The sequence below is a fragment of the Gulosibacter molinativorax genome (genome assembly GCF_003010915.2).
GTDB classification, from domain to species: Bacteria; Actinomycetota; Actinomycetes; order Actinomycetales; family Microbacteriaceae; genus Gulosibacter; species Gulosibacter molinativorax.
In genome coordinates this window covers 972,096-997,911 of the sequence record NZ_CP028426.1, presented here as the reverse complement: position 1 = coordinate 997,911, position 25,816 = coordinate 972,096, and the positions used below count along the sequence as shown (strand labels likewise).

The 25,816-nt window shown below is 63.6% G+C and carries 30 protein-coding genes and 1 pseudogene; 21 read left to right on the top strand and 10 right to left on the bottom strand.

Annotated features, from left to right (window positions below):
• Positions 1–67: 67 nt before the first annotated feature.
• From GMOLON4_RS04735 to GMOLON4_RS04710, 6 genes and pseudogenes are all read left to right on the top strand, one after another.
• The gene (locus GMOLON4_RS04735) at positions 68–1,183 is read left to right on the top strand and encodes a peptidoglycan-binding domain-containing protein (RefSeq protein WP_026935727.1); all 1,116 of its coding nucleotides are present in this window, start codon (positions 68–70) and stop codon (positions 1,181–1,183) included.
• Positions 1,174–1,572 (top strand): annotated as a pseudogene (locus GMOLON4_RS04730) (ATP-binding cassette domain-containing protein); the annotation flags it as partial. The gene GMOLON4_RS04735 and the pseudogene GMOLON4_RS04730, both read left to right, overlap by 10 nt.
• Positions 1,573–1,776: a P-loop NTPase family protein gene (locus GMOLON4_RS04725; RefSeq protein WP_245575333.1), complete on the top strand. Its 204-nt coding sequence runs from the start codon at positions 1,573–1,575 to the stop codon at positions 1,774–1,776.
• A gap of 20 nt (positions 1,777–1,796) precedes the next feature.
• On the top strand, positions 1,797–2,876 hold the full coding sequence (locus tag GMOLON4_RS04720; protein ID WP_026935728.1) for a hypothetical protein: 1,080 nt from the start codon (positions 1,797–1,799) through the stop codon (positions 2,874–2,876).
• Positions 2,877–2,941: 65 nt separating this feature from the next.
• Positions 2,942–3,259 (top strand): hypothetical protein, encoded by a 318-nt coding sequence (locus GMOLON4_RS04715; RefSeq protein WP_026935729.1) that lies wholly within the window; start codon positions 2,942–2,944, stop codon positions 3,257–3,259.
• 23 nt (positions 3,260–3,282) lie between these two features.
• The gene (locus GMOLON4_RS04710) at positions 3,283–4,011 is read left to right on the top strand and encodes a hypothetical protein (protein ID WP_146137502.1); all 729 of its coding nucleotides are present in this window, start codon (positions 3,283–3,285) and stop codon (positions 4,009–4,011) included.
• A gap of 217 nt (positions 4,012–4,228) precedes the next feature.
• On the opposite strand, the gene GMOLON4_RS04705 is transcribed toward GMOLON4_RS04710, so the two are convergent.
• Positions 4,229–4,906, bottom strand: a complete 678-nt coding sequence (locus GMOLON4_RS04705) for a Pr6Pr family membrane protein (RefSeq protein WP_051265910.1) — start codon at positions 4,904–4,906, stop codon at positions 4,229–4,231.
• A 228-nt stretch (positions 4,907–5,134) separates the two neighbouring features.
• Between GMOLON4_RS04705 and GMOLON4_RS04700 the strand changes: the two genes are divergently transcribed.
• Together GMOLON4_RS04700 and GMOLON4_RS04695 are read left to right on the top strand one after the other, a co-directional pair.
• Positions 5,135–6,013 (top strand): SDR family NAD(P)-dependent oxidoreductase, encoded by an 879-nt coding sequence (locus tag GMOLON4_RS04700; protein WP_211222662.1) that lies wholly within the window; start codon positions 5,135–5,137, stop codon positions 6,011–6,013.
• Positions 6,014–6,080: 67 nt separating this feature from the next.
• Positions 6,081–6,479, top strand: a complete 399-nt coding sequence (locus GMOLON4_RS04695) for a hypothetical protein (protein WP_026935732.1) — start codon at positions 6,081–6,083, stop codon at positions 6,477–6,479.
• A 28-nt stretch (positions 6,480–6,507) separates the two neighbouring features.
• Here GMOLON4_RS04695 and GMOLON4_RS04690 read toward each other — a convergent pair whose 3' ends face one another.
• The 5 genes from GMOLON4_RS04690 to nrdI are packed head-to-tail and all read right to left on the bottom strand — an operon-like array spanning position 6,508 to position 11,127.
• Positions 6,508–7,086 (bottom strand): NADPH-dependent FMN reductase, encoded by a 579-nt coding sequence (locus GMOLON4_RS04690; protein WP_026935733.1) that lies wholly within the window; start codon positions 7,084–7,086, stop codon positions 6,508–6,510.
• A 48-nt stretch (positions 7,087–7,134) separates the two neighbouring features.
• A complete protein-coding gene (locus tag GMOLON4_RS04685; protein WP_026935734.1) occupies positions 7,135–7,443 on the bottom strand; it encodes a hypothetical protein in 309 nt (102 codons plus the stop codon).
• Positions 7,424–8,449, bottom strand: a complete 1,026-nt coding sequence (nrdF, locus tag GMOLON4_RS04680; protein WP_084147273.1) for a class 1b ribonucleoside-diphosphate reductase subunit beta — start codon at positions 8,447–8,449, stop codon at positions 7,424–7,426. Before nrdF ends, GMOLON4_RS04685 begins: the two co-directional genes overlap by 20 nt.
• 33 nt (positions 8,450–8,482) lie before the next feature.
• Entirely contained in the window at positions 8,483–10,660 is a 2,178-nt protein-coding gene (gene nrdE, locus GMOLON4_RS04675) for a class 1b ribonucleoside-diphosphate reductase subunit alpha (protein WP_026935736.1), read from the bottom strand.
• A complete protein-coding gene (gene nrdI, locus GMOLON4_RS04670; protein WP_026935737.1) occupies positions 10,657–11,127 on the bottom strand; it encodes a class Ib ribonucleoside-diphosphate reductase assembly flavoprotein NrdI in 471 nt (156 codons plus the stop codon). Before nrdI ends, nrdE begins: the two co-directional genes overlap by 4 nt.
• Before the next feature lie 270 nt (positions 11,128–11,397).
• Between nrdI and GMOLON4_RS04665 the strand changes: the two genes are divergently transcribed.
• Genes GMOLON4_RS04665 through GMOLON4_RS04640 form a run of 6 tightly spaced genes read left to right on the top strand, consistent with a single transcriptional unit; the run spans position 11,398 to position 17,702 of the window.
• Positions 11,398–13,260, top strand: coding sequence for a phosphoenolpyruvate carboxykinase (GTP) (locus GMOLON4_RS04665; protein ID WP_026935738.1), 1,863 nt, complete (start codon positions 11,398–11,400; stop codon positions 13,258–13,260).
• A gap of 55 nt (positions 13,261–13,315) precedes the next feature.
• Complete coding sequence (locus GMOLON4_RS04660) at positions 13,316–14,275, top strand: metal ABC transporter substrate-binding protein (RefSeq protein ID WP_245575320.1); 960 nt, start codon at positions 13,316–13,318, stop codon at positions 14,273–14,275.
• A 2-nt stretch (positions 14,276–14,277) separates the two neighbouring features.
• Positions 14,278–15,078 carry a metal ABC transporter ATP-binding protein gene (locus tag GMOLON4_RS04655; RefSeq protein WP_084147290.1) on the top strand — a complete coding sequence of 267 codons (801 nt, stop codon included), beginning with the start codon at positions 14,278–14,280 and terminating at the stop codon, positions 15,076–15,078.
• Complete coding sequence (locus GMOLON4_RS04650) at positions 15,075–16,025, top strand: metal ABC transporter permease (protein ID WP_051265915.1); 951 nt, start codon at positions 15,075–15,077, stop codon at positions 16,023–16,025. The genes GMOLON4_RS04655 and GMOLON4_RS04650 overlap by 4 nt, the downstream gene beginning before the upstream one ends.
• The gene (locus GMOLON4_RS04645; RefSeq protein WP_026935740.1) at positions 16,022–16,906 is read left to right on the top strand and encodes a metal ABC transporter permease; all 885 of its coding nucleotides are present in this window, start codon (positions 16,022–16,024) and stop codon (positions 16,904–16,906) included. The genes GMOLON4_RS04650 and GMOLON4_RS04645 overlap by 4 nt, the downstream gene beginning before the upstream one ends.
• Before the next feature lie 10 nt (positions 16,907–16,916).
• Positions 16,917–17,702, top strand: coding sequence for a metal-dependent transcriptional regulator (locus GMOLON4_RS04640; protein ID WP_026935741.1), 786 nt, complete (start codon positions 16,917–16,919; stop codon positions 17,700–17,702).
• Here GMOLON4_RS04640 and GMOLON4_RS04635 read toward each other — a convergent pair.
• Positions 17,603–18,280, bottom strand: a complete 678-nt coding sequence (locus tag GMOLON4_RS04635) for a metal-dependent transcriptional regulator (protein ID WP_084147276.1) — start codon at positions 18,278–18,280, stop codon at positions 17,603–17,605. The two genes, GMOLON4_RS04640 and GMOLON4_RS04635, sit on opposite strands and share 100 nt — an antisense overlap.
• Before the next feature lie 263 nt (positions 18,281–18,543).
• On the opposite strand from GMOLON4_RS04635, the gene GMOLON4_RS04630 reads away from it, so the two are divergent.
• From GMOLON4_RS04630 to GMOLON4_RS04615, 4 genes are all read left to right on the top strand, one after another.
• A complete protein-coding gene (locus GMOLON4_RS04630) occupies positions 18,544–18,957 on the top strand; it encodes an ester cyclase (protein ID WP_084147277.1) in 414 nt (137 codons plus the stop codon).
• A gap of 68 nt (positions 18,958–19,025) precedes the next feature.
• The gene (locus GMOLON4_RS04625; RefSeq protein ID WP_181244110.1) at positions 19,026–19,520 is read left to right on the top strand and encodes a MarR family winged helix-turn-helix transcriptional regulator; all 495 of its coding nucleotides are present in this window, start codon (positions 19,026–19,028) and stop codon (positions 19,518–19,520) included.
• 100 nt (positions 19,521–19,620) lie between these two features.
• A complete protein-coding gene (locus GMOLON4_RS04620) occupies positions 19,621–20,301 on the top strand; it encodes an SDR family NAD(P)-dependent oxidoreductase (RefSeq protein WP_026935743.1) in 681 nt (226 codons plus the stop codon).
• On the top strand, positions 20,298–21,200 hold the full coding sequence (locus GMOLON4_RS04615; protein ID WP_051265921.1) for an SDR family NAD(P)-dependent oxidoreductase: 903 nt from the start codon (positions 20,298–20,300) through the stop codon (positions 21,198–21,200). The genes GMOLON4_RS04620 and GMOLON4_RS04615 overlap by 4 nt, the downstream gene beginning before the upstream one ends.
• A 157-nt stretch (positions 21,201–21,357) precedes the next feature.
• On the opposite strand, the gene GMOLON4_RS04610 is transcribed toward GMOLON4_RS04615, so the two are convergent.
• Entirely contained in the window at positions 21,358–22,032 is a 675-nt protein-coding gene (locus tag GMOLON4_RS04610; RefSeq protein ID WP_026935744.1) for an SDR family NAD(P)-dependent oxidoreductase, read from the bottom strand.
• 381 nt (positions 22,033–22,413) lie between these two features.
• Between GMOLON4_RS04610 and GMOLON4_RS04605 the strand changes: the two genes are divergently transcribed.
• The 3 genes from GMOLON4_RS04605 to GMOLON4_RS04595 all read left to right on the top strand — a co-directional run bounded on the left by GMOLON4_RS04605 (position 22,414) and on the right by GMOLON4_RS04595 (position 24,594).
• Positions 22,414–23,445 (top strand): LLM class flavin-dependent oxidoreductase, encoded by a 1,032-nt coding sequence (locus GMOLON4_RS04605; RefSeq protein WP_211222663.1) that lies wholly within the window; start codon positions 22,414–22,416, stop codon positions 23,443–23,445.
• Between the two features lie 4 nt (positions 23,446–23,449).
• Complete coding sequence (locus GMOLON4_RS04600) at positions 23,450–23,620, top strand: hypothetical protein (RefSeq protein WP_156892030.1); 171 nt, start codon at positions 23,450–23,452, stop codon at positions 23,618–23,620.
• 161 nt (positions 23,621–23,781) lie between these two features.
• Positions 23,782–24,594 carry an SDR family oxidoreductase gene (locus tag GMOLON4_RS04595; protein WP_035731445.1) on the top strand — a complete coding sequence of 271 codons (813 nt, stop codon included), beginning with the start codon at positions 23,782–23,784 and terminating at the stop codon, positions 24,592–24,594.
• On the opposite strand, the gene GMOLON4_RS04590 is transcribed toward GMOLON4_RS04595, so the two are convergent.
• Together GMOLON4_RS04590 and GMOLON4_RS04585 are read right to left on the bottom strand one after the other, a co-directional pair.
• Entirely contained in the window at positions 24,547–24,993 is a 447-nt protein-coding gene (locus GMOLON4_RS04590) for a phenylalanine--tRNA ligase beta subunit-related protein (RefSeq protein WP_265415406.1), read from the bottom strand. The two genes, GMOLON4_RS04595 and GMOLON4_RS04590, sit on opposite strands and share 48 nt — an antisense overlap.
• Before the next feature lie 107 nt (positions 24,994–25,100).
• Positions 25,101–25,577, bottom strand: coding sequence for a LysE family translocator (locus GMOLON4_RS04585; RefSeq protein WP_211222665.1), 477 nt, complete (start codon positions 25,575–25,577; stop codon positions 25,101–25,103).
• Between the last annotated feature and the right edge of the window lie 239 nt (positions 25,578–25,816).

Below are 25,816 nucleotides of genomic sequence, written 5' to 3'. Positions count from 1 at the left end.
CGTGACCGGCTTCGCTCCATAGTCGCAGTAGGCACCCTTCTGACGGTGCGGACGAGGAGTAACCGGCATGCCCGACGTCACCGCTGACCCCACGACGGGGGAAGGCACCGTACCGGCCGAGACGAATCGGCGTACGGGCCCGAGGCTCGGCGCGACACTGTTGCTGCTGTGCCTTGCGATGTCGGCGGTGGTGGCGTCGATCGTTTCGTTCGCCTTGTACCGACCGATCCCGGCGTCTCTTGCGGTAGCGGAGGAGCCCACGGAGGTGACCCTGATCGCCGAGGAGATGACCGACACACGATCAGTCGACCTCTCTGCAACCCTCGGTGAAGATACCTCGATCAATTCTCCGGCCACGGGCATACTCACAAGCACCGCATGCGGAGCCGGCACTGCAATCCGCTCTGGTACCAGCACTTTCGTAGTAGATCGTACGTTGCTGGTAAACCTCCGCACAGAAACTCCGCTCTGGCGCGACCTGGCCTTCGACAACTCAGGAACAGACGTCGCGGCGCTGCAACGAGAACTTTCCAGACTGGGCTACGAGGTCACCGAGACAGGACGATTCGACTGGCAGACCTGGACCGCGTGGGATGCGCTCGTGGAGAGCCTCGGCGGCGACACCGTGTACGGCGAGTTGTCGCTCGCGCAGGTGCTCTGGCTGCCCGCTATCGAGATCATGTCGGACACCTGTGCCATCCGTCTCGGACAATCTGTTGCCCAGGGCGAAGCGCTGGTGACCCTCGCGAACCCGCTGCTGCGCGCAGCCGTCAAGAGCTATCCCGCAGACTTGGTGCCCGGCGAACGGAAACTGATCGTCGGCGCGACGGATATCCCGATCGACGAGTCCGGGCAGATCACTTCCGATGGGCTCGCCGCACTCGCCGAGACCGATGAGTTCAAACGCTACGCGCAGAGCCCGGACGACTCCTCTTTGCAGGCCGACCTCGTCCTCGTATCATCCGTCACCGTGTACCCGGTTCCGCCTGCGGCGGTTGCAATGACTGGCGAGAACACAGGTTGTGTGCTCTTCAGCGCATCTGAGGCAGACGCCTCCGCTGAAGACAGCATCCCGGTCACCGTCGTCGCGTCGAAACTGGGGCGCAGCTACATCACCTTTGAACAGACCCCCACCAGTGAAGCGATCGCTGCACGAGCGCCGAGGGGATCATCATGCTCGTAACGCTCAGCGATCTCGGCCACCGTTTTGACGGGCATCCATTCCTGTTTGAGCGCGTCACAGCAAAGCTCGAGCCCGGACGGGTGTACGCACTGACCGGACCCTCCGGCTCGGGGAAGTCAACCCTGCTCGGGATCATCGCTGGATGGATATCCCCAACCACCGGAACGATCGAGCGCGACGACATCGAACGCATCGGGTGGATCTTCCAGAACCCGCACGGCGTCGCCCGACGCACCGCACTCGACCATGTGGCGCTCGCTTTCCTTGCGCGAGGAGATACGCGCGAGGTGGCTGACGAAAAGGCTCATGCGCTACTTGCCCGGTTCGGCCTCACCCATGCCTGACGCCGGCAGTTCCGGGAACTCTCCGGTGGTGAGGGGCAGCGTCTCATGCTGGCGCGCGGCATCGCTGCCGCCCCTGCACTGCTCCTCGTGGACGAACCGACGGCGCAACTCGACCAGCGCACCGCGGCAACGGTGAGCGACGCGCTCGCCAACATCGCTACTGAGGGAACCATCATCGTGGTTGCCACCCACGATGCGCGCACTCGCGATGCCTGCACCGACATCATCGACCTCGGGCGGGCCGCGTGAGGACCCGGGGCTGGAGCCGGATGAGGTTTCGTGAGATCGTCCGGGAAGCAGGCCGGAACCTCGCATCAGGCACCGCGAAAGCCGGAATCCTCGCCGTCGTCATCGCGGCGATCTCCGGGGCGCTCGCCACGCTCGATACGACTGCAATGACCGGAGCGATCACCGCAGCAAACGACTTTCGAGTTCGCGGAGCCTCCATAACGATCCTCACCGCAGAACACAGCATCGACGGACGAGTCTGCGACGCACTCAGCGAAGTGGAAGGGATCAGAGCTGCGGGCGCGATCACGCAGGAAGAGACACCGTTAGCTGTTGCTGGAATCCCGCAAAACCCGCTCACAGCCTTCGTGTCGACCCCCGGCTTTGCGACGATGCTTCCCGATGCGACCGGACAAGAATATCCAGGCCTTCTGCTGCCTGCGGAACTCGCATCTTCCCTCGGTCTCAACACGGGCGATCCTTTTCACACCGCTCAAGGGCCGACCGTGCTTGGCGGCACATACGAGTTCCCCGACGACGGTAGACCCCGCGGAATGGGGTACGCGGCGATCACCCCCACCTCCCCGGAGCAGACCCTGTTCGATGAGTGCTGGATCGACGCCTACCCCGTAACCCAGGCAACACGGGATCTGCTCTACACGACCATCGCCGCTGACTCTTCCCTTCCAGATAGCGGACCGAGGATATCGCAACACAACACCGTGCTCGGCGTCGCGGGCGATCCCACCATCGGGTACGCGGAACGGATCAGCGCGCTGTTTCCTGTTGCCGCATTCCTCCTCAGTTTCGTCATCGGGTTCATCGCCGGGTGGACTCGACGACTTGAGACAGCCGCCGCTCTCCACGCAGGCGTCCGCAGACTCGACCAGGCCTCCGTCCTGCTTCTGGAGACTCTCGCCTGGTCAGCAGCCGGAGCGGTGACCTCCATTCCCGTGATCGCCTACATCACGCGGAATCTGGCGTACACAGATCACCTCCCAGTGATTCTTACCGCCTCATTGACCCCCGCCCTGACAGTGTCTGGGGCGATTCTCGGAGCACTAGCGGCAGCCCTTGTGGTGCGCGAAGAGCGACTATTCGCGTACTTCAAGGGCCGGTAGCCGATGGGCAACGAGCGGGCGGCGTCTCCACCGTGGAGTCGCTGAAAACAAGGAACGGAAAACCCATGTCCTCTTTGAGCATCAACAAGACCAAGATCGGCCGCAAGCTCAGCACCGTCCTCCTGGCCGGGGCGCTCGCGACGGGCGGCGTCGCTACCGCGCAGCTCGTTGCGGCTCCGGCCGCGCAGGCCGCGACGTGCGGCTCGACGTCGCAGTGGAGCGGCTACGCCTACGCGAACAACCCCTGCGGGTACGCGTACGCGGAGGTCGATCGGTACATCGGCGGCAAGAAGTACTACGTCTCGGGCCAGGTGTACAAGCGGGCCGTGTCCGTGAACTACACCGCCGGAACGCGCGCCTACGAAGTCACCGCCCGCTGGTAGGCCGCAGCCGACCATTCGCATGAGTGGGGCTGGTGCAACGCACCTCAGCAGCGCGCCAGCCCCACTCGTCTTGGAGGAATCTGATGAAAACCCATTACCGCCGTCGCTTCGCGACCATCCTCGCGCTTGCCGGTGCCCTGCTGATCACCGGGTGCGCGAGCACAGAGACAGACCCTGCGCCGGCATCGCCGGATGCCAACGTAATCGACGGAGGCAACACGAGCACCCTGGATCTGCTCATCTCTGACGGTCTCGCGAACGCGCAGTCGGATTTCCAGAGAGAAGTCCTCCAAGAGGCGCGGGAGTCCGGTCAGATCAGCGAGGACGACTGGAAAGAAGCCAACAACCAGTACAAAGCCTGCCTGGTCGCGAAGGGCTATGAAGTCGAAGTGATCTACAACGGAACCGACGTCCTCATTCAAGGCGAAGCGGAGACAGAGGGCACCGTAGACGAGCAGAAAGCCGCAGGCGAACTGCGGCAGCAAGCCGATCGGGAATGCTACGAGAAGACCAGCGCCTTCATCAATGAGATCTACTCCTATCTCAACGGTGGACAGCAGGCAGGGGGGCTTGACGGTGACACCGTGCAGCGCGCCGTGCTCGCCTGCCTCATCGACCGCGACCTTGTCCCCTCAGACACCAGCTACGACGGGTTCCTCGCTGATCTGGAACAAAACGGTGGCAAGCAGTTCACGCCAAACGGGCAGGAGAACGAGGAAGACATCGCCGCATGCTGGGTCGAGAACACCTGACCCTGACAGGGCCATCAGAAGAAGGAGGGGCGGACGGTGTCCAATACGTTCCGGTCCGCCCCCCTATGAAGGATCCATTTCATCGGCTGTGGAAGCCAGGGCGCACTTTGATCCTCGAGAGAGGTAGAGAGTGCTCCACCCGAGCTTCAAACCTCGACACTGCACACGGGCAGATCGTCGCGCGCGGACTCCGCTGCCGCATCGGGCGTTCCGGAGACTAGAACACACTCCGGATCCTCGCGTCGATGACTCGATAGAGGACGGCGAGCAGCGCGGCCGCGGCCAGGATGAGGAGGGCGTTCAACAGCGCGGCGGGAAGCCCGATCTGTCCGACGTCGAGGAACGGATAGGGATACCAGCTGACGATCGCCCCGCGGATGAACGTGACGGCGATCCACACTGCGGGGAGAACGAAAGCTGCTGGCACAACGGCCCAGCTGATGCGCGGGCGCGGCCCGAAGATAAGCCAAGCTCCTACGAATCCAATCGGGGAGACGATATGAAGGCCGATCATGGTCGCCAATGCCCATCCGTCGATGTGGATGTTCGGCGCGAGCAGCACCGCGTAGACGATGCCGGTCACAGTGATCGCGATGAGCGCGTTGAGCCGCAAGGCCTCCCACCAGAAGCCGCCCCTCAACGGGTTTTCGATCAGGAGGAGAGAGGTGATGAAGACGACGATGTTGCTGTCGATGGTGAAGAACATGAACAGCCGGACCAGCCGGGTACCGACACTCGCAACGTCCCCGGTCTCACCGGAGTTGGAGTCGGCGCCGCCGGTGAACAGGAGCACCACCTGGATCGTGATCGACGCGAGCACCACCGCTGCGACCAGGGCGTACCAAACGCGGGCAGTGACGGGCAGGACACGCGCACGAGGGGTCTCTGATTGCATGTTCCTATTCTGTCCTGCCGATCCTGACCTGTGAGATTCGGGTGCCATGGGTGTGCCGCCCTGGGCCTACGCTGTATAACTTTGGTACAAGTGGACAGGCGGCGGGTCAGGCGGGTTCAGGGCGGCGCTTACGCTTCTATCAACCCGTTCAGCCACGCTGATTCCACCATCCCAATCTGCGCTGACCGATGGTTGCTGAAGAAGCCGAATCCTCAGCTCCTCAACTTCATGAATGAAGTAACCTGGGATGTGAAGCGGTACAGCATTAAACGAGGACTCAGGATGTATCGGGCTTTCGGCTGCGTGGTGCAGCGGGTTAGGCATCGGTTCCTGAGTAAGCCAGGTTTTCGAAAGGACAGAGTAGTGAATCGAGTTGCAGTTGTTACGGGTGCCGGATCAGGGATGGGATTGGCTATCGCACACTCACTCGCGGATGCCGGACACAGGATCATAGCCCTTGACCTCAACGCAGAAGCGGTTGACGCGACGGCGAAAGCAATACGGCGTATCGGAGCGCAAGCGGTTGGAATAGGAGTTGACGTGTCAGACCGTGGGGCTGTTGATGCCGCTTTGGCAACGGCCCGAGCCGAACTTGGGGGAGTCGGAATCGTGGTCACGAGCGCAGGAATCGCTCCGCATGATCACTTCCAAGACATCTCACAGGCGCTATGGGAGAAGACCTTGGCTGTCAACCTGACGGGGACTTTCAACGTTATCCAGTCCGCGATGCCCGACATGGTCGAGCAGGGGTGGGGGAGGGTCGTAACGATCTCCTCCCAGGCAGGTCAGCACGGGGCACCGCAGCAGGCACATTACGCTGCGTCCAAGTGTGGCGTAATAGCACTGACCAAGGGGATTGCCTGGGACTACGGTAAGTCAGGGATCACCGCCAACTCTATTGCTCCTGGCGCGATCGATACTCCTATGTCTCGAGCGGCGCAGGCCCGTGGTGATGTGATCGGCGAGGACGCACTGCGCGCGTTTATCCCGGTGGGACGCCTTGGCACAGTGGATGAGATCGCAGCGGCCTGCAAGTACCTATGTTCAGAGGAATCTGGGTTCGTTACTGGGCAGGTGCTTGGTGTCAACGGCGGAACCGCGATGTGACCGAGAAGATCAGGGAGTAGCGCATCCGCCCCGAACCGGTAGCGAACATTTTCTGAGAGGAAAATCCATGGAGAACTCGACGATGCCCAGGATCACAATTGTTCTCGGGGCGGTGCTAATCGTGGCAGGGGTGCTCGCCTTTCTCGTTTCCGGGCTTGCTAGTTGGACAGCGCTGATTCCCTCGATTCTTGGTGCGATCTTGCTGCTATGCGGTCTGATCGCGTTGCGAAGAGTGCGTATCGGTGTTCATGCCGCACTCGTCGTCGCGCTGGTCGGTGTCGCGGGCACCTTTATGAATGTGCTCCAACTTGGGCAATTGTTCGCGGGAATTGCCGAGCGCCCCCTGGCCGTGATTGTGAGTACCCTCACGTTCGTCTTGTTGCTGGTTTACATGGTGCTCGGTGTCAGATCCTTTATCGTGGCTCGCCGTTGGAAACCCTCCGAGCAGACCGCCCTTCGGGATTGATCTGCTGCAGCAGCTCGGCGCGGGGATATCATCTTGAGCTTTGGCCGTGTTCCTTGACCACATTGGAAAGCCGGTCTATGTAGTCCTGCAGGTATGTCATCGTGGATCCGCGAACAATCTCTTCCCCGCCGTCGAAGAGATCCGGTGATTGTGAGAGGAAGACTTCCGGCTGTCCGACGGTGGGCATGTCGAAGTAGGACAGTGCGAGGCGGAGGTTCTTCTGGGAGGAGTAGCCGCCCATGCGTCCGACGGAGTGGCTGATGATCCCGACCGGTAGCCCTTTCCAGGCGACCTCGCTGTTGGGCTTGGAGCCGATGTCGATGGCGTTCTTCAGGCATGCCGGGATGGTGCGGTTGTTCTCGGGCGTGACGAAGAGCACCCCGGCAGAGGCTGTGATCGTCTCCCGGAACGCCGTGTACTCGGCCGGTACCGGCTTGTCGGTGACATCGGGGTCATCGTAGTCAAAGTCGTAGAGGGGGAGGTCGCGGATCTCCACGATCCGGGCCTCGTGCGCTTCGGGGAACATCGGGAGGACGTTCTGTGCGATCTTGCGGGCGAAGGAGCCGCGGCGCAGGCTCCCGACGATCACGCTGATGTGCTGGGTCATGGGTGGTGCTCTCTTTCGATGGTTCAGCTGGCAACGCCTGTCGGCGGTTCAGGAGTCGGTGGGTGGGAGGAACGGGCGCGCTCCGAATGCTGGCGGAGGCCCCGCACGGTGAGAGGCCTCGATGAAGTGGTCGAGCTTTGCCCGGTCTGAGGCGTCCTCGCCGCGGAGAAACACGCCGAGCATGGAGAATAGGCCTCCGAGCACGGCAGCTTGTTTTGCGCTGCTGCTCAGGAGTCGGTGAGCGGCGGGCTGGTTGCCTTCGCGGATCGTCTCGAACAGTGCGATCGTCTCGAGCCAGGCACCGTCGTTAGGGCGTGGCATCGGCCCGGTGCCAGGCTCAGAAATCCCAGTCGGCATCGGTCGTGTCCTCTCCCTTGCCCATCACATAGCTCGACCCTGAACCGCTGAAGAAGTCGTGGTTCTCATCGCTACCGGGGGAGAGCGCGGCGAGGATCTCGGGGTTTACCTCGGTTTCCTCGGGCGAGAATCGCCCGGGGTAGCCGAGGTTCATGAGAGCCTTGTTCGCGTTGTAGCGCACGAAGACGGCGACGTCGTCCATGAGCCCGAGCGGTTCGTACAGCTCACCCGAGTACTGCAGTTCCAGTTCGTACAGCTCTTCGAGTAGCTCGAAGGTGAAGTCGCGCATCTCGTGCTGCTCGGCCTGCGAATGGGTTTCGAGGCCGCGCTGGTACTTGTAGCCGGAGTAGTAGCCGTGCACGGCTTTGTCGCGCAGGATGAGTCGGATCATGTCGGCGGTGTTCGTGAGCGTGGCGTGCACGGAGAAGTGCAACGGCAGGTAGAACCCCGCATAGAGCAATAGCGAGGAGAGCAGCGTCGACGAGACCTTACGCTTGAGCGGATCCGGCCCGAAGTAGTGCTGCAGCACCTTCTTGCAACGCTCCTGCAGCAGGTCGTTGCCGACCGCCCACCGGTACGCGTCGTCGATCTCCGGTGTGGACGTGAGCGTGGAGAACACGGAGGAGTAGGAGCGGGCATGCACGGACTGCATGAAGGCGATGTTCGTGTAGACGGCCTCCTCATGCTCGGTGCGGGCGTCCTGGATCTGGCAGATCTCCCCCACGGTCGCCTGCACGGTGTCGAGCATGGTGAGCCCGGTGAAGACGCGCATGGTGAGGGTGCGTTCTTCCTGGCTCATTTTCTGCCAGGCGGGGATGTCGTTGGAGAGGGGCACTTTTTCGGGGAGCCAGAAGTTCGCGGTGAGTCGGTTCCAGACTTCGAGGTCTTTGTCGTCGGTGACGCGGTTCCAGTTGATTGGTCTGAGGCGTGCTGCGGGGTCGTGGCGGTAGGCGGGCGGGGTGATGGAGAGCTCGGTGAGCGAGAGATCTGAGGAGATGCTGGTCATACTGTTGGTCTTTCTGAGCGAGGTCGGTTGGGGTCAGAGGGCGCAGGAGACGCAGCCCTCGATTTCGGTGCCTTCGAGGGCGAGCTGGCGCAGGCGGATGTAGTAGAGCGTCTTGATGCCTTTCCGCCAGGCGTAGATCTGTGCCCGGTTGATATCGCGTGTCGTGGCCGTGTCTTTGAAGAACAGCGTCAGCGATAGCCCCTGATCGACGTGCTGGGTGGCTGCGGCGTAGGTGTCGATGATCTTCTCGGGGCCGATCTCGTAGGCATCCTCGTAGAACTCGAGATTGTCGTCGGTCATGTGCGGGGCCGGGTAGTAGACGCGGCCGAGCTTGCCCTCTTTGCGGATCTCGATCTTCGCCGCAATCGGGTGGATCGACGCCGTCGAATGGTTGACGTAGCTGATCGATCCCGTTGGCGGCACCGCCTGAAGGTAGGCGTTGTAGGTGCCGTGCTCCCGGATCGAATCGCGCAACTGCTCCCAGTCGGCGACGCTCGGCAGCGTGATCCCGGCGGTTGTGAAGAGGTCTCGTACGCGCTCGGTGCCGGGCCGCCATTCCTCGGCGACGTAGCGGTCGAAGTAGCCGCCGTCGGCGTAGTCGCTCTGCTCGAACCCCGCGAAGGCCTCACCATGTTCGATCGCGAGCCGGTTCGAGGCGCGCAGCGCATGGTAGGCGACAGCACGGAAGTAGGCGTCCGTGAAGTCGATGCCCTCCTCGCTGCCGTAGTAGATGCGCTGGGAGGCGAGGTAGCCGTGCAGGTTCATCTGCCCGAGCCCGATCGCATGCGACGCCGCGTTCCCCGCCGCAACAGAGGGCACCGCGTCGACATCGGTCTGATCCGACACGCTCGTGAGCGCCCGCACCGCAGTCTCCACCGTCGCCCCGAAATCGGGAGACGCCATGGCCTGTGCGACGTTCAGCGAGCCGAGATTGCAGGAGATATCCCGTCCGACCTCCGCGTAGCCGATTGCCGAATCGTAGGTGGAGGGGGTATTGACCTGGAGGATCTCGCTGCAGAGGTTCGACATGTTCACCCACCCCTGGAGCGGGTTTGCGCGGTTCACGGTGTCTTCGAACAGCACATACGGGTAGCCGGATTCGAACTGCAGCTCGGCGAGGGTCTTGAAGAAGTCGCGGGCGCTGATCGTGGTCTTGCGGATGCGCGGGTTCGCGACGAACTCCTCGTACCGGTCGCTCACCGACTGATCCGACAGCGGGATCCCGGTCTCGCGGAGTACGTCGTAGGGGCTGAAGAGGTGCATCTCGCGGTTCTGTTTCGCCAGCTCGAAGGTGATATCCGGGATCACGACGCCGAGCGAGAGGGTCTTGATGCGGATCTTCTCGTCGGCGTTCTCACGCTTCGTGTCGAGGAACCGCATGATGTCCGGGTGGTGCGCATGCAGATATGCGGCTCCCGCGCCCTGCCGGGCGCCGAGCTGGTTCGCATAGCTGAAGCTGTCTTCGAGGATCTTCATGACGGGTACCACGCCGGAGGCTTGGTTCTCGATCTGCTTGATCGGGGCTCCTGTCTCCCGCAGATTGGTGAGGAGCAGGGCAACCCCGCCTCCGCGCTTGGAGAGCTGCAGCGCGGAGTTCACGCTGCGGCCGATGGATTCGAGGTTGTCTTCGAGGCGCAGCAGGAAGCAGGAGACGAGTTCGCCGCGCTGTGCCTTGCCCGCGTTCAGGAACGTCGGGGTCGCCGGCTGGAAACGACCCGACAGCATCTCCTCGACGAGCCGCGCCGCGAGATCGGCGTCACCCTGGCCGAGGAAGAGCGCCGTCGCGACGACGCGCTCCTCGAAGCCCTCCAGGTAGCTGCCGCCGTCGAAGGTCTTGAGCGCGTAGGAAGTGAAGAACTTGAACGCGCCGAGGAACGTCTGGAAACGGTGCCCGAAGCCCGAAGCCCGCTCGTGCAGCAGCTCCACGAAATCCGCGTCATAGGCACGCAGGTACGCCTCTTCGTAGTAGTCGTGCTTTATCAGCCACTCTAGCCGTTCCCACACGGAGCCGAACCGCATGCTGTTCGGGGCGACTTGCTGCGCGAGGTAAGCGTCTGCGGCCTCACGATCCTTGTCGAACTGGATCGCCCCGTCTGCGGCGAATAGGTTCAGCTGCGCATTCAGGGCATGGTAGTCCTTGCGCTCGCCGATCCCGGCACGCTTCGGGGGAGCCGGGGTGGTGTCGGTGGTGGGTGGTGCGGTGATGGTCATGCGATGTCCTTCTCGTTCAGTGGTGAAATAGTCTGTTGCGCCCAGAACTCGGGCAGCCCCTCGTTCACGCGGGCGACGTCGCGGTCAGTGCCCAGGAGCTCGAAGCGGTACAGCTCCGGCACCCGGCACTTGGCTGAGATGATGGCGCCGGCGATGCAGTAGTGCTCGCCGAAGTTCGTGTTGCCGGCCGTGATGACCCCGCGGATGAGTGCCCGGTTCGCGGCGTCGTTCAGGAACTGGATTACTTGCTTCGGTACGGCCCCGGCCTGTTCGCCCCCGCCGTAAGTGGGCAGGACGAGCACGAACGGACGGGTCACGCGGATCATGCCCTCCACGCGGGGTCGTAACGGGATCCGCGCCGCTCCTCGATCGAGACGCTCGACGAAGCGCCTGGTGTTCTCGGACACGCTCGAGAAGAACACCAGATCCGGCGACTCCCGCCCCGCGAGCACCCGCACTTCCCGGATGCTGCGGCCTGCTGCTAGGTGGTTCACGTTCACCGCGTATCGCCCCCTTCTGAAACTTGAGCACAATATGTAGTGCGTGATTGTTGTGCGGAGCACTACATCTAGTGTTAGCACGAAATGCGGTTGATCGACTACGACACGCCCATGTTTGCGACTACGACATACCGAACATTAGAGTTAGACCTACAGATCATGGTGGGGTGCGGGCAGGGCACGTCACCAGTCCATGTGGGCCGAGACCGGCCCATCGAGAATGAATGAGGTTGTGCAATGAGCGATCCGACCAGGATCCAGATTCCTGCCGAGATTCGGAACGAGAGCATCCGGACGTTCGTGGAGGAGTGGGGCGGGGTCACCGAACCCGACCGGATCGAACTCGTCTCCGCGACCGATGACGCTCGGCTCCTCGGCGAAGCCCTCACCGCAGGCGAACTGCTGCCCGCAGGCGAGGGCCGCTACTACGCCAGATCCCACCCGAAGGACACGGCCCGTTCCGAGGAACGCACGGTCGTCGCAACCTCTGATCCCGCCGATCGTGGCCGTTACAACAACTGGCAGTCCGCAAGCGAGGTGAAGCCGGTCATCACCGAGCGGATGCGTGGCGCGTCTCGCGGGAAGACGATGTATGTCGTCCCGTACCTGATGGCTCCGACAGGCACTCCGCTCGCGGCCTACGCGGCCGGTGTGGAACTCACCGATGACCGCACGGTCGTGCTGCAGATGATCCGCATGGCCCGCGTCGGCCTCGAGCACTTCGACGGGCTCACCGACCCGGACTTCTTCGTGCGCGGCGTGCAGGTCACCGGAGATCCCGACTCGCTCAGACATGGCACGCCCGAGGATGCTCGCCTGTTCGCGACCATCGCCGACGAGCGCACGATCCTCCACTACGGCTCCGCCTACGGCGGCAACGCACTGCTCGGGAAGATCGCCCACGGCCTGCGCCAAGCCTCCTACGACGGCTACACCTCCGGGAGATTCCTCGCGGAACAGTTCTTGCTCCTCGGCATCCGCGACCTCGAAACCGGCGACAGCTATCACGTCTGCGGCGGCTTCCCGAGCGCTTCTGGCAAGACCAACCTCGCTATGACCCTTCCACCGGACGCGCTCGGCGAGCGGTACCGAGTCGACTTTTACGGCGACGACATCGCCTGGATGTGGGTCGACGATGCGGGGCGTCTGCGCGCCATCAACCCTGAGAACGGTGCGTTCGGGGTCGCGAAAGACACGAACGAGGGCACGAACCCGACCGCGATGGCCGCGATCGCGGAAGGCTCCGGCACGATCTTCACGAACACCGCCTACAACCACCTCACCGGCGAGGTCTGGTGGGAGGGACTCACCCCCGAGCCTCCCGCGGCACTCGACGGCTGGCTCGACTGGACCGGCACCCCGATCGCCGACCGCGGGCCCGACCAGCAGGGCGCTCCGTGGGCGCACCCGAACAGTCGCTTCACGATCCCCCTCGAGCGGATCCCGAATCTCGCCGCCGACGCCGCAGACCCTGCCGGAGTGGTGATCGACGCGATCATCTTCGGCGGACGCACCCGCGACCGCGAACCCCTCATCCGAGCCATCGACGACCTCGCCGCCGGGGTCTACGACGGGCTCACCCTGGGGGCGGAGGCGACCTTCGCGGCGGAGGGCGTCGACGGGCAACTCCGCTACGACCCGATGTCGATGCGCCCCTTCTTCTCCTACTCCGAGGGCCGCTACGCCCAGCACTGGCTGACCCTGCTCGGACAGCTTGCGGAGCTTCCGGTGTTCGCGCACGTCAACTGGTTCCAACGCGACCCCGAAGACGGCCACTACCTCTGGCCCGGTTACCGTGAGAACCTCCGCGCCCTGAACTGGCTCATGCGCTACCGCGCAGGCGACGCCCACGGACAGCCCACACCAGTCGGGGTCATCCCCACGGCAGAGGAACTCGACCTCGCCGGCCTCGACATCACGGCAGAGGATCTCGACAGGCTGCTACGAATCGAAACGAAGCGCTGGATCGAGGAAGCACAGCATCGGCAGGAGCACCTCCAGGGCCTGCCCGATGTGCCGCGCGAGATCTGGGACGCCCACCAATCCCTCAGCGCCGCCCTCACCGCACAGGCGACCTCGGCCGACGATGAGCATCCCTGATCCGGTACTGGATCGACCCATCTCAACACCCACTGATACAGGAAGGCTGCATCTCTTGAAGATCACCAGGAAGTTCCTCACCGGAGTCACGATCACAGCGATCGCCGCACTCGGCCTCACCGCCTGCGCGAGCACCGGCACCCCCGAGCCCGGCAGTGACGGCGACCCGCTCCAGGTCTACGCGACCACCGGTTATCTCGCCGACGCCGTCGCGAACATCGCCCCCGAGGCCGAGGTCACCACGATGGTTGGCCCGGGCGGCGACCCGCACACCTACCAGCCCTCGACGAAGGACATCGAGACGATCCAGAACGCCGACGTCGTGTTCTGGAACGGCCTGCACCTCGAAGCGCAGATGATCGACCAGCTCGAGAGCCTGGGAGACACGCAGCTCGCCGTCGGAGACCAGCTCCCCGCAGAGCTGCTGCTGGACTGGCCCGAGACCGACGATCAGGGCAACCCGCTGCATGACCCGCACGTCTGGAACAGCCCCGAAGCCTGGTCGCTCGTGGTCGGCTACGTCGCCGACAAGCTCGGCGAGATCGACCCGGAGGGGGCGGCCGAGTACACGGCGAACGCCGACGCGTACGTCGAGGAGATCGATGCGGTGGTCGCCGAGGCGCACGAGCTCCTCGGCGACGGCAAGATCGAGCCGCGGATCCTGATCACGGGGCATGACGCGTTCAACTATTTCGGGCAGACCTTTGACCTGGAGGTGCACGCCACGGACTTCGTCTCCACTGAGGCGAAGCTCAGCGCGGGTGAGTTGTCGGAGCTGGCGCAGCTCATCGCAGACAACGAGGTTCCCGTGATCTTCCAGGACAACCAGGCCAATCCGCAGGCCATCACCAGCCTGAAGGAAGCGGTCCAGTCGCGCGGCTGGCAGGTCGAGGTCTCTGGCGAGGAGCTCTTCGCTGACTCGCTCGGCGCGGAGGACCCGGTGAACACCTACATCGGCGCGTTCTCGCACAACGCGCAAGCCGTGGCCGAGGCCCTCGGAACCGCGGGGCAGTGACCGTGACCGACACCGTTCACGAGGCAGGGGCTCCCACCGGAGCCCCTGCCTCCCCGGAGGCCGCCCTCGCCTGCAGCACCCGCGGCCTTTCCGTCGCCTACCGGGCGGAACCCGTGCTGCGCAGCGTCGACTTCGCCGTGCCCCAGGGCGTGGTGATGGGGATCGTCGGCCCGAACGGGGCCGGGAAATCGACCCTGATCAAGGCCATGCTCGGCCTCGTGAAGCCCCTCACCGGCACTTCCGAGTTCTTCGGTCAGCCCCTCGCACGCACGCGGAAGAGGGTCGGCTACATGCCGCAGTCGACCAGCGTCGACTGGGACTTCCCGACGACGGTGCTCGACGTGGTGACGATGGGTACCTACGGATCGCTCGGCTGGATCCGCCGCCCCGGGAAGCGCGAGCGCGCCCGCGCGATCGCGGCCCTCGAGCAGACAGGGATTCCGGATCTCGCATCCCGGCAGATCGGGGAGCTCTCCGGCGGGCAGCGGCAGCGTGTGTTCCTCGCCCGTACGCTGGTGCAGGCTCCGGATCTGTACTTCATGGACGAGCCGTTCCAGGGCATCGACGCGAAGAGCCAGCAGGCTATCGTCTCCGTACTCCACACCCTGCGGGAGCAGGGGAAGACCGTCGTGATCGTGCACCACGACCTCGCGACCGTGCGCGACTACTGCGACCACGTCACCCTGCTCAACCGCCGCGTCGTCGCCTCCGGGCCTGCTGATGAATCGTTCACGCGCGCGAACATCCGCACCGCGTACGAAGTCACGGCGGGCGACGACGCGTTCCTGGAGTTCGCGTCATGAGCCTCATCGAGTTCCTCGGCAACCACACCTACCGGATGGTGCTCTTCGGCACCATAACCATCGGGCTCGTCGCCGGCGCCCTCGGGAGCTTCGCCTATCTGCGGAAGCAGTCGCTCATCAGCGACGTGATCTCCCATGCCGCGCTCCCCGGGACGCTGCTCGCATTCCTGACGGCGGTCGTCGTGCTGGGCGCGGACGGCCGCAACATGATCGCACTGATCATCGGCGCGGTCATCGTCGGCACGCTCGCGGTGCTCTTCGCCAACGGCATCACCAGGGCCTCGAAGATCCGCATCGACACCGCGATGGCAGTGTCGCTCACGGTCTTCTTCGGCGCCGGCATGCTGCTCATGCGCATCATCGCGAACGGAGCCTTCCCGGGCAAGGGCGGGATCCAGGACTACCTCTTCGGCAACGCCTCCGTGATCACGATCGCCGACCTCACGACGAGCATCACCGTCGGCGCGCTCGCGCTGACGCTCATGCTCCTGTTCTGGAAGGAATTCTCGCTGCGCACCTTCGACCCGGACCACTCCACGGTGCTCGGGTTCAGGGCGCGCACGATCGACACACTCATGTTCACCACGATCGTCATCGCCACCGTGATCGGGGTGAAGGCCGTCGGACTCGTGCTGATGGTCGCGTTCGTCGTCACCCCGCCGGCCGCCGCCCGGCAATGGACCCGCACCCTGCCGGGCATGGTCGCGCTCTCCGGCCTGTTCGGCGCGGTCGGCAGCGGCGTCGGCGCGTACCTTTCGATCGTGCTGGGCAAGGTGCCGACCGGCCCGCTGATCGTGCTCACACTGTTCGCGATCTTCCTCGTCTCGCTGCTGTTCTCGCCCCGGCGCAGCATCATCACCCGAGCCATCTCCCGCACCCGCGCACGCGCGGCCTTGAAGCGGGAACTGCTACTCGCGTCGACACCCGCGGAAGGAGCCCTCCGATGAGCTTCGTCCTCGGCACCACGCTACTCGCCGTCGTCACCGCCCTCGCCTGCGCCCTCCCGGGCGTGTTCGTCGTCCTGCGCAAAAACTCCATGCTCGTCGACGCCATCAGCCACGCCGTGCTCCCCGGTATCGTCGTCGGCTACTTCTTCGCCCACAACCTCGACTCCCCGCTGCTCATCCTCGGCGCCGCCCTCGCCGGCCTCATCGTGGTGCTCGGCAGCGAGTGGCTCTCCCGCACCGGGCTCCTGACCGGCGACGCCTCGCAGGGGCTGATCTTCCCGGCGCTGTTCAGCGGCGGCGTAATCCTCGTCACCCTGAACTTCGCGAACGTCCACCTCGACACCCATGCCGTGCTCGTGGGCGACCTCAACCTCGCAGCCTGGCAGCAACTCATCATCGGCGGAGCATCCTGGGGGCCCGTCTACCTGTACGTGATGCTCGCCGTGCTCCTCGTGAACCTGGCGTTCCTCGGCCTGTTCTACGCGAAGCTGAAAGTCACGACCTTCGACGCCCAGTTCGCGACCAGCCTCGGCATCAGATCAGGCCTCTTGAACACCGCATTCATGTTCCTCGTCTCGGTCACCGTCACCGCCGCGTTCAACGCGGCAGGCGCGATCCTCGTCATCGCACTCGTCGTCGTACCGGCCGCGACCGCCTACCTACTCAGCACCCGGCTGTCGGTCATGATCGCCCTCACCACCGGCATCGCCGTCGCCGGAGCACTCGCCGGATTCTGGCTCGCGTACGTGCTCGACGCGGCCACCAGCGCAGGCATGTCGGTGTTCTACGGACTCGTGTTCGGCGTCGTGCTTGTGGCCACGCGGCTGCGGCAGCGGCGCAATCGCAACGTGCGTGAACATGCAGTGGCGGCGTCACAGTGAAGGAGCCCCCGTGCCGACCCCGCGTGGTGCCACGATCATTCCCTATCTCAAGGCGATCTGGATCCTGCAGCATGAAGAACGCGTCCGCGTCGGCGTCACGGCGCTCACCGAGCGGCTCGCGAAGGCGCCCGCGACGGTTTCGCAGACCGTTCGCTCGCTCGCGGACGCGCGGCTGATCCGGCACAAACCTTACGGGCCGATCGAACTCACCCTCAAGGGTGAACAGCTCGCCCTCGCAGTGGTGCGACACAACCGCATCGCCCGCGCGTTCCTGTACCAGGTGCTCGACTACCCCTGGCCGGAGGTCGCCAGAGAAGCCGATGGGCTCCTGCCGGTGCTCCACGACGACCTTGCGAACCGCCTCCACGCGGTCGCGGGCTCACCGCAGACCGACCCGTACGGTAACCCGATACCCGGAACCGGCGAATCGACCGTACGGCAGGGCCGTCCGTTGAGCGAACAGCGCAGCGGTGTGGAGCTTGAGATCCTGCGCGTCTCCGATACCGACCCCGCACTACTCGACCGCTTCGATGCCCTCGGCCTCACCCCAGGGCGAGTTGTTCGCGTCGAGCAGATGGATCACGCGACCGGGGTGATCAGCTTGATATGCAACAACACGGCGCACACGATCGGAGTCCAGGCCGCCTACCGAATCTTCACCGCAAGATCGGACGGGAAGGAACACCAGAACCCGGCTCAGGCCAGTGCCTCCACCCAGACCGCATCGGTAGCTGCGCGCCCCAGCGCGAGCCTCTCTGTCCGACCCTCGACACGCACCTCGATCGCCTCTGAATAGGGGGTGCTCGGGTGTGCTTCGAGCACGGTGCCGTATCGGATCCCGTTCTCCGCGAAGAACTGCAGCAACTGCGGATCATCGTCGGAGATCCGCTCCACCCGCGCCCGCTGCCCCGGCATCAGCCTGGTCAAGTGGATCGCGTTGGGGCGTGTCACTCTGCCGTCCGCAGAGGGGATGGGGTCACCGTGCGGATCACGGTCAGGATGCCCGAGAAGCTCGGCGAGACGGTCGATCATGAAATCGGACACGGCGTGCTCGAGCGTCTCGGCCTCGTCATGCACCTGATCCCACCGGTACCCGAGCGTTTCCACGAGGAACGTCTCGATCAGACGATGCCGACGCACCATCGCGATCGCATGGACCTGCCCTTCCTCGGTCAACGTCACCGCACCGTACGGAGCGTGCTCGAGAAGGCCCTGCTCGGTGAGCTTCCGAACCGCATCCGACACCGAGGAGAGCTTCAACCCCATCCGATCCGCCATCAGCTTCGGCGTCACCGGGGTCTCCGACCACTCCGCCAACGCCCACACGGCCTTCAGATAGTCCTGAGTGCTAGCGGATAACTCGGAGACCGACATGACAACAGACTAGCCCGCCTGGGGCAACCACGATCGAGCCCTGAGGTCTCTGGAAAAAATCCGCTCTGATCGCCACGAGCCAGCCAGTTTCGGTGGTTCTGGGCGAGGGTGCGCTTCTCTTCCTAGTTGCCTCCTTGTTGAACTCTGAGGGCGGCACACGCGCATTGCTCAAGGTGCCGGGTTTGTACGCTCAGGTTACTTCACTGATGAAGTGATACAGTCGTGGGAGAAGAGAGTGATGTCAACCTGGAGAGGTGGCTGTGATGGCTGAAAGTCCAAGCAAAGGTGTAGTCCGGGAGTTCTATGCTCGATACCCGGACTTGGGTGCCGCAGTGGAACTGTTCGCGGACGGATTTGTGCTGCACGGTCCAGGCGGATCGGTGAGCACTGCAGATGATTTCCAACAGACGGAGTCGGTGCTGATCGCCGCAGTTCCGGATGCGCGGATTACCGTTGAGGAGCAGATTGCCGAGGGCGAGAAAGTCGCGACCCGGTGGTCTTGGCGGGGTACTTTCCAGAACAGTTGGATGGGTCTTGAACCCACGGGCGCCGATATTGCTTTCACCGCAGTCGTGATCGACCGTGTAGTTGACGGGCGGATCGAGGAACGGTGGGTGGAGGCAGACGTGTTCGGTCTCATGAACAAGCTCGGAGCAATCCCACCCATGCAAGGATGACAGCGATCAATACGCGAAAACGGAGGGACAGCGAAGCCATGGATGTGGAGTGCGGTCAGGGGTTCGAGATGCTTGAACCAGACGAACAGGACACCTGGGATGCGTTGGCTTATCTGCTGATCCGGTTGCCCGCGGTGCTGGACGCGCGGATGCAGCGAGACGCGGGTATCAGTCACTTCGAGTTCATGGTGCTCGCGACCCTGATTCGTTCCCCGGAGCGCACCCGCCGGATGAGTGAAGTCGCCGACCTGATCGCGAGCAGTCTCACGCGACTGTCAAACGCGGCCGGCAGGCTTGAGAGGAAAGGATGGATCACCCGCCGGCCTGACCCTGCCGACGGTCGCTACACCCTTGCGGAGTTGACCAGCGAAGGCGCTGGGAAAGTCATCGAGGCCGCCCCGGCATACACCGATGAAGTACGTCGCTCAGTGTTCTCCCCATTGACGAAGGGCCAGCAGAAACAGGCGGGCGAGATCTCCCGCCGCATCCTCAGCGTCATCGACCCCGACGGTGCATGCGCTCAGGGTCGACTCCCGAGCCTGCCCGCACACACCGCGGAATAGGCTCCTCTTCTCTTATCTTCCGGTCGATACCTAGTCGGCCGGTTCCTGGCGTGCGCCCGCACGCCATAATCCACCCGTTTCATGAGTAGGAGACTCTCTTATGCCCACAATTGCAATCATCGGTGCGGGCCCCGGCCTCGGCCGCTCCCTCGCATTCACCTTCGGACGCGAAGGGTTCGACGTGGCGCTCATCGCCCGCAACCCGGACAAGCTTTCCGACCTCGTCGGCGAGCTTGGAGCAGCAGGCATCAGTGCAGCCGCGTTCCCGGCCGACGTCCGCGATACGCACGCCCTTAGCGCAGCGCTCGCTGCGGCCGGCGCCGAGTTTGGAGGGATTGACGTACTGGAATTCTCCCCCTACAGCGGGCTGCAGCAGATTCACCCCGACCAGGTCACCGTCGAAAACCTCATCCCGGAGTTGGAGACGAACCTGATCGGTGGCATCGCCGCCGTCCAAGCGGTACTCCCTGGCATGGTGGAGCGCGGCAGCGGGACGATCCTGTTCACCACCGGCGGCGGCGCGATCAATCCCTATCCGATGCTGGCCGCGACTAACGCAGCGCAGGCCGGGCTCCGGAACTTTGCACACAACCTCCATAACGTGATCGCGGACAAGGGCGTCCATGTCGCCACCGTTGCGATCAACGTGTTCATTGGTGCTGTTGCTCCCGAAGGGGTTCCTCACCGCGACCCCGACGACATCGCCCAGGTGTACTGGAACCTGCATCGCAATCGCGACCGTGTCGAGGAACTCGTCACCAGTCACCCTGACGGTCAGTGACCGACGGCAACTTAATCGAAGGGACTTGCGTGTCGAAGAGCATTCTCATTGCGGGCGGCAACAGCGGCATCGGTCTGCATGTCGCCCGCACCCTCGCCTCGCGCGGACACCATCTCACCCTGCTTGGACGAGATGCAGAAAAAGGGAACCGGGCCCTCGGCTCATTCCCCTCCGGGCAGCGGGGCCAGGTGAGGTTCGTGAAGGCCGACCTATCCACCCACGTCGGAGTCCGCGAAGCAGCAGCGACCCTGGGAGAGCTTAGCGACCGGTGGGACGCGGTGGTGCACACCACCGGCGTGCTGATGACTCGTGACGAGCGAACTGCTGATGGGCTGCACCCCATGTTCGCGGTCAGCTACCTCAGCCGCTATCACCTCACCGAACTTCTGCTGCCGGCCCTGCGTAAGTCGGATGACCCCCGGGTGGTCATGATGACCGCAAAAGTACCGGTAGATACGGTGATCGACTACTCGGACTTCCCCCAGTATGAGCCGTTCAACTTTGCGAAGATGCGGCTGCCAATCCAGGTCGCCAACCACCACTATGCGGCGCACCTGGCACGCACCGAGTCAGGATTCTCCACCGCTGTGATCAACGCCGGCGCGGCAAAGACCGACATCATGCGCGAATCACCTTGGTATATGCGTGCGGGCACCGCCGTGCTCGGCCCTCTGGTGCTGAACTCCATAGAGAAGTCAGCGTACAACGTGGTCGAAGCCGTCGACGGTGCGGCCTGGAACACCGCGGCGTACTGGAATAGACCCGGCAACTTCGACCAGCGTACCCCAATCGACCTCGAGGCGACGATCACTGACGAGACAGTCCGGCGTTCAGCCGACATTGTCGGAACACGCCCCGGAATGGCGCCGGTTACTCAACGAGTGAGCCGACACGCGTAGTCGCCGCCCAGGAAACTGATCCCACGGGGTGGCGATACGCCCGTGAGCAGGATCAGCCCAGTGGTCAGTACTTCCGCGGCTTCATCCATGTGTCATGCTGGAAGAGAGTAGGGGGTGGGGTGGCATCGTGCCACCCCACCCCCTACTCTCTTACCGGTTAAGCCCTCTGTGCGGGGAAGAGCGCCTCCGGCGCCGTGCGCGTAGTGTGGTGCTCCCAGTAGAGTGGAGCGATCTGGTCCGGGTGCGCGTGGGGGACATCGTCCGGGTGGTGATCGCCGATCGCGACGTTGATTGCGACATTACCGACGTGGACGCCATGCTCAGCAAGCACCTGGTGAAGGTTGTACACCCAGTTCCGCAGCCCGGCCTGAGCGATGTTGGTGGAGGCCAGGAACGGGTACGGATTGATGGCCCCGCCGCCGGTGGTGAACAGCAGCGTACCGGAGCCGGACGCCCGCATCTCTGGGAGTACCGTTTCGACGGCGGCGATCGCGCCGTACAAGATCGTCTCAATGTGGCCGCGGGCCGCGTCAACGGTCAGCTGGGTCGGATCGGAGATATCGAGCCCTGCATACGGAGAATACTCGAGGACGTCGATCCGTCCGAACCGCTCCTTCGCCGCCTCCAATGCCATCACCAGTTGGTCACGATCGGTGACATCGGCGGGGAATCCGGCTGAAGTGATCCCTTCCTCCTTGAGCGTCAAGACCAGCTCGTCGAGCTCGTCGGGAAACAGAGAGATAAGGGCGACGTCGAATCCGTTGCGACCGAAGACCTTGGCAATAGACAAGCCGAGGCCGCGACCGGCTCCGACGATAGCGATGGTGGACATTAGAAGAAAGCTCCTTCACGAACTGCTGAACACGTAATCGGCACAGTGGGTCAGAGCTAGCAATGCATCGCACATGCCCGACCTCTGCGCCTGATCTTCGGTGGGCGTCGGGCCTCCCGAACGTGGATGAGACTCGCTCACCACAACTGACAATACTTCAAGCATGAAGTCATTTCATGAGTTCACGCTTGAAGCGTAATCCTGAAGATTGCTGGAGATCGCGGCCGTGTGACGGACTATTATTGACTCCATGAGTGAAGTCATTCTTGAAGTGCTAGGTCGTTTGTGGACTGGCGCGTAAGGAGTGCTCGTTGCTCGGAGTATGTTCAGCCAGGCCTCTCAGTAAGGCGCCTGGGTCGTTGCTTGTGAAGGAGTTCGCTGATGATGCCCGCCCTATCTGTTCTTGACCTGATCCCGTTGCGGACCGACCAGTCCAGCCCGGACACGATCACCGCGTCGAGGCGGCTAGCTGCGGTTGCTGACGAACTCGGATACCGACGATATTGGGTCGCGGAGCATCATCTGGAACCGTTCGCATCAACGAGCCCGGCCCTGTTCATGGGAATCATCGCGGCGGCCACGACGCAGATCAGCGTCGGGTCTGGGGCGGTACTGTTGCCTAACCATGCTCCATATGAAGTTGCGGAGCAGTTCGCGATGCTCGAGGCGGCGTTCCCTGGACGGGTTGATCTCGGGCTCGGGCGTGCGCCAGGCGGACATCCTGTCGCGATCCACATGCTCCGCGGAGGTCGCGGCGACGATGGGGCGGCGGTTCGATTCCCGCAGGACGCGCACACCCTCGCACTGATGCTCCGTCCTGAAGGCGTTGACGTGCAGGCAGGGGAGCAGACCATCACCCTGACCGCTACCCCGAAGCCTGTGACGTCCCCGCGCATGTGGGTGCTGGGAACCTCCCCTTCCTCGGCGCGGACGGCGGCAGAACTGGGTGCACGGTACGTGTATGGGCATCACTTCTTTGGTGCGGGCACCGCGGAAGCGCTTGACATCTACCGGTCCGAATTCCGCCCGTCAGAGTTCCTCGACAAACCCGAAGTGTTCCTCACCATGAACGTCGTAGTCGGCGATACCGATGAGGAGGCGCACCGCCTCGCACTGCCCTCAAAACACACCATGCTGTCGCTCGCCACCGGCGGCACTCTAATCCCGCAACCCCTGGTGGAAGAAGCGGAACTACGACCAATCACCGACGAGCAGCAGCCGTTTATCGATCAGCAGTTCAAGCATTGGGTTATCGGCACTCCCGACTACGCGCGAGCCCAGCTGGAGGCGTTTGCGAAAGAGCATGAGGTTGACGAGATCATGATCAACCCTGGTGCTGGCACCTTTGCCGGGGCCGAGCCTGGTCGCAGCCCCGCTCGGGAACAGACCCTACGCCTCCTCGCGGGGAAATGAACCCGTGCGGGTGGACTCGGCGAAGGCAGGAAGCAACCTGATCCAGAAGGGGATGCAGCCAGCAGCGACGGAGGCGTCGACGAAGCTCGCGGATCCGATAGCCGTGCGACGGATGTTCGCCCCGCACGTCCTCGCGGCGGCAGAGATCGACGGACGGCCGATGGAAACCAGTTAGCGATGGAAGGGGCCATCCTCTCCGTGACTCCTATCGGGGATCATCGACTGGTGGTTGCCCGCGACTACTGCATCCTCCCGTAAACACGCACTCAGCAGGTCCACGAGTGCCGTTGAGAAACTAGTCAAGAGACAAGCATCACGAGTCTGAAGGAGTCACGCATGAATGTTCACGTCGTTATCGGTGCCGGAGGAATGGGTGAAGCGATCGCACGCCGCGGCGGCACCGATCGGACCATCGTACTTGCCGATATCAACCAGGATCTCCTCGCCGCAGCCACGGACACCCTTGCCGGGGAAGGTTTTACGGTAGAACGGCTGCACGTCGATGTGACCGATGCTGAATCCATGCACGCCTTGGCGGAACAGGCCGCGAACCTGGGTCCGGTGGTCTCTGCGGTACACACCGCGGGATTGTCACCGGCTCAGGCATCTACGGACGCGATCCTGCGCGTCGATCTGGTCGGAGTCGCACACTTCCTCGACGCCTTCGGGCAGGTGATCGCCGGCGGTGGGGCAGGAGTGGTGATTGCAAGCATGGCGGGAACCATGTCCGCCGGGCGCCTTCCTGACACCCTAGAATCCCAACTAGCCACCACCCCTACCTCCGCTCTCCTCAACCTCCCGTTCCTGGCCGCAATCACGGATCCGGGAACCGCCTACGGGATCGCCAAGCGCGCCAATCAACTCCGAGTCCAAGCCGCCGCCCTCGCCTGGGGCACGCGCGGGGCACGGGTGAACAGCGTCAGTCCCGGTGTGATATCAACTCCGATGGGGCAGCAAGAGCTCGCAGGTGAATCCGGGGCCCAGATGCGCGCCATGATCGACACCGCCCCCACGGGGCGGATCGGTACCCCCGACGACATCGCCTCCGCGGTCGCCTTCCTCACCGGTCCGGACGCCAGCTATATCACCGGGACAGATCTTCTAGTCGATGGTGGCGCCGTCGCCGGTGTCCGTGCGCACATGAACTGACTCGTACTCAAGGAGCCTGTGAGGTGTGCCTGGCATCGATTGACGTTCGCTCTCAAATATCAGTTCGCCCTCAATATGCGACCCCCATGTCTCTCGGATCGCTGTGGTCAGCATCGTCAGGAGCATCGAAAGGGAGTCGTGCGCGTCATCATAGAGAGCCTCGGCAACGATCAGCGCGTCGCTGCTGGTTTCACGGATCGCGGAGCGTGCGCTCTGTCGGTTCGTCCAGCGGCGGGCGTGGGCTTCACCCGCGTTGTCGGCGAAGATGACCTCTCCCGGTTCGGGCTGCTCGGTCTCGTTGAAGGCCAGGTAATGTTCTGACCCTGCGGCTTGGCGGACGGTGAGGGCACCATCGATGTGGGTGAGGTCGAAGACGGCGATGAGCACGGCGAGGGCCACTGATCTCGGTTCGCCCGCCCTGCCCCAGCTCGCCCTCTTCGACCTCACCCACCTCGAACAAGCCGTCGCAACCCTCGGCACACTCCTGCACCAAGAGCGCCCCTTGCCTACTGGCGGGTGAACGCCACTACCACTGCGAGCGTGACGAACGAAGCCGCGAAGCCCCGATTGAGCCAGCGCATCACGATCGGTTTGCCGAGCACATACCCGCGTAACCATGCCGCACCAAGACCGTAGACGGCGAAGATGGCCAGGGTGATCGCCATGAACACCGCACCGAGCGCCGCCATGTGCAGGAACGCGCCGGGCTCGTCCGGGGCGACGAACATCGGCAGGAATACGAAGAAGAACACCGTCAGTTTCGGATTCAACAGGTTCACCAGCACCGCACTGCTGATCGTTCTGACTGCGGTGGGCGGGGCCTGGTCCCCGTGCGCATCGTTGGGCATGGAGAGCACGCTGCTCTGCCTCCAGGTGCCCCATCCCAAGTAAAGCAGATACGCGACGCCGAGCCATTTCACGATCCCTAAAGCCACTGGACTCGTGGCCATCAGCGCCGCAACCCCCGCGAGCGCGAGGACCATATGAGGCACGATGCCGAGTGTGCACCGACCGCCGCAACCACCCCCGCCCGAGCACCCCGCGCGATCCCGTCCTCGACCGTGAACAAGGCACCCGTGCCGGGGTTTCCGTCACCACGATTGAGGTCAGCCAGAACTCCCACGTCATACCTCCAGCGTCCCCCGGATTGACGTGACGAGAAGTACCAAGACCCGGCGCTATAGCTGAGCCAATTCTTCCCTACTCATCCCCGGTACCCAGT

Bases quoted from the DNA above. Each gene is read 5' to 3' on its own strand.
- GMOLON4_RS04585 (WP_211222665.1), bottom strand. From the start codon at position 25,577: ATGGTCCTCGCGCTCGCGGGGGTTGCGGCGCTGATGGCCACGAGTCCA.
- GMOLON4_RS04705 (WP_051265910.1), bottom strand. From the start codon at position 4,906: ATGCAATCAGAGACCCCTCGTGCGCGTGTCCTGCCCGTCACTGCCCGC.
- GMOLON4_RS04695 (WP_026935732.1), top strand. From the start codon at position 6,081: ATGGAGAACTCGACGATGCCCAGGATCACAATTGTTCTCGGGGCGGTG.
- GMOLON4_RS04605 (WP_211222663.1), top strand. From the start codon at position 22,414: ATGATGCCCGCCCTATCTGTTCTTGACCTGATCCCGTTGCGGACCGAC.
- GMOLON4_RS04635 (WP_084147276.1), bottom strand. From the start codon at position 18,280: ATGTCGGTCTCCGAGTTATCCGCTAGCACTCAGGACTATCTGAAGGCC.
- GMOLON4_RS04685 (WP_026935734.1), bottom strand. From the start codon at position 7,443: ATGCCGACTGGGATTTCTGAGCCTGGCACCGGGCCGATGCCACGCCCT.
- GMOLON4_RS04725 (WP_245575333.1), top strand. From the start codon at position 1,573: ATGCTGGCGCGCGGCATCGCTGCCGCCCCTGCACTGCTCCTCGTGGAC.
- GMOLON4_RS04610 (WP_026935744.1), bottom strand. From the start codon at position 22,032: ATGTCCACCATCGCTATCGTCGGAGCCGGTCGCGGCCTCGGCTTGTCT.
- GMOLON4_RS04625 (WP_181244110.1), top strand. From the start codon at position 19,026: ATGCTTGAACCAGACGAACAGGACACCTGGGATGCGTTGGCTTATCTG.
- GMOLON4_RS04665 (WP_026935738.1), top strand. From the start codon at position 11,398: ATGAGCGATCCGACCAGGATCCAGATTCCTGCCGAGATTCGGAACGAG.
- GMOLON4_RS04735 (WP_026935727.1), top strand. From the start codon at position 68: ATGCCCGACGTCACCGCTGACCCCACGACGGGGGAAGGCACCGTACCG.
- nrdE (WP_026935736.1), bottom strand. From the start codon at position 10,660: ATGACCATCACCGCACCACCCACCACCGACACCACCCCGGCTCCCCCG.
- GMOLON4_RS04690 (WP_026935733.1), bottom strand. From the start codon at position 7,086: ATGACCCAGCACATCAGCGTGATCGTCGGGAGCCTGCGCCGCGGCTCC.
- GMOLON4_RS04645 (WP_026935740.1), top strand. From the start codon at position 16,022: ATGAGCTTCGTCCTCGGCACCACGCTACTCGCCGTCGTCACCGCCCTC.
- GMOLON4_RS04700 (WP_211222662.1), top strand. From the start codon at position 5,135: ATGAATGAAGTAACCTGGGATGTGAAGCGGTACAGCATTAAACGAGGA.
- GMOLON4_RS04720 (WP_026935728.1), top strand. From the start codon at position 1,797: ATGAGGTTTCGTGAGATCGTCCGGGAAGCAGGCCGGAACCTCGCATCA.
- GMOLON4_RS04595 (WP_035731445.1), top strand. From the start codon at position 23,782: ATGAATGTTCACGTCGTTATCGGTGCCGGAGGAATGGGTGAAGCGATC.
- nrdF (WP_084147273.1), bottom strand. From the start codon at position 8,449: ATGACCAGCATCTCCTCAGATCTCTCGCTCACCGAGCTCTCCATCACC.
- GMOLON4_RS04715 (WP_026935729.1), top strand. From the start codon at position 2,942: ATGTCCTCTTTGAGCATCAACAAGACCAAGATCGGCCGCAAGCTCAGC.
- GMOLON4_RS04650 (WP_051265915.1), top strand. From the start codon at position 15,075: ATGAGCCTCATCGAGTTCCTCGGCAACCACACCTACCGGATGGTGCTC.
- GMOLON4_RS04630 (WP_084147277.1), top strand. From the start codon at position 18,544: ATGGCTGAAAGTCCAAGCAAAGGTGTAGTCCGGGAGTTCTATGCTCGA.
- GMOLON4_RS04620 (WP_026935743.1), top strand. From the start codon at position 19,621: ATGCCCACAATTGCAATCATCGGTGCGGGCCCCGGCCTCGGCCGCTCC.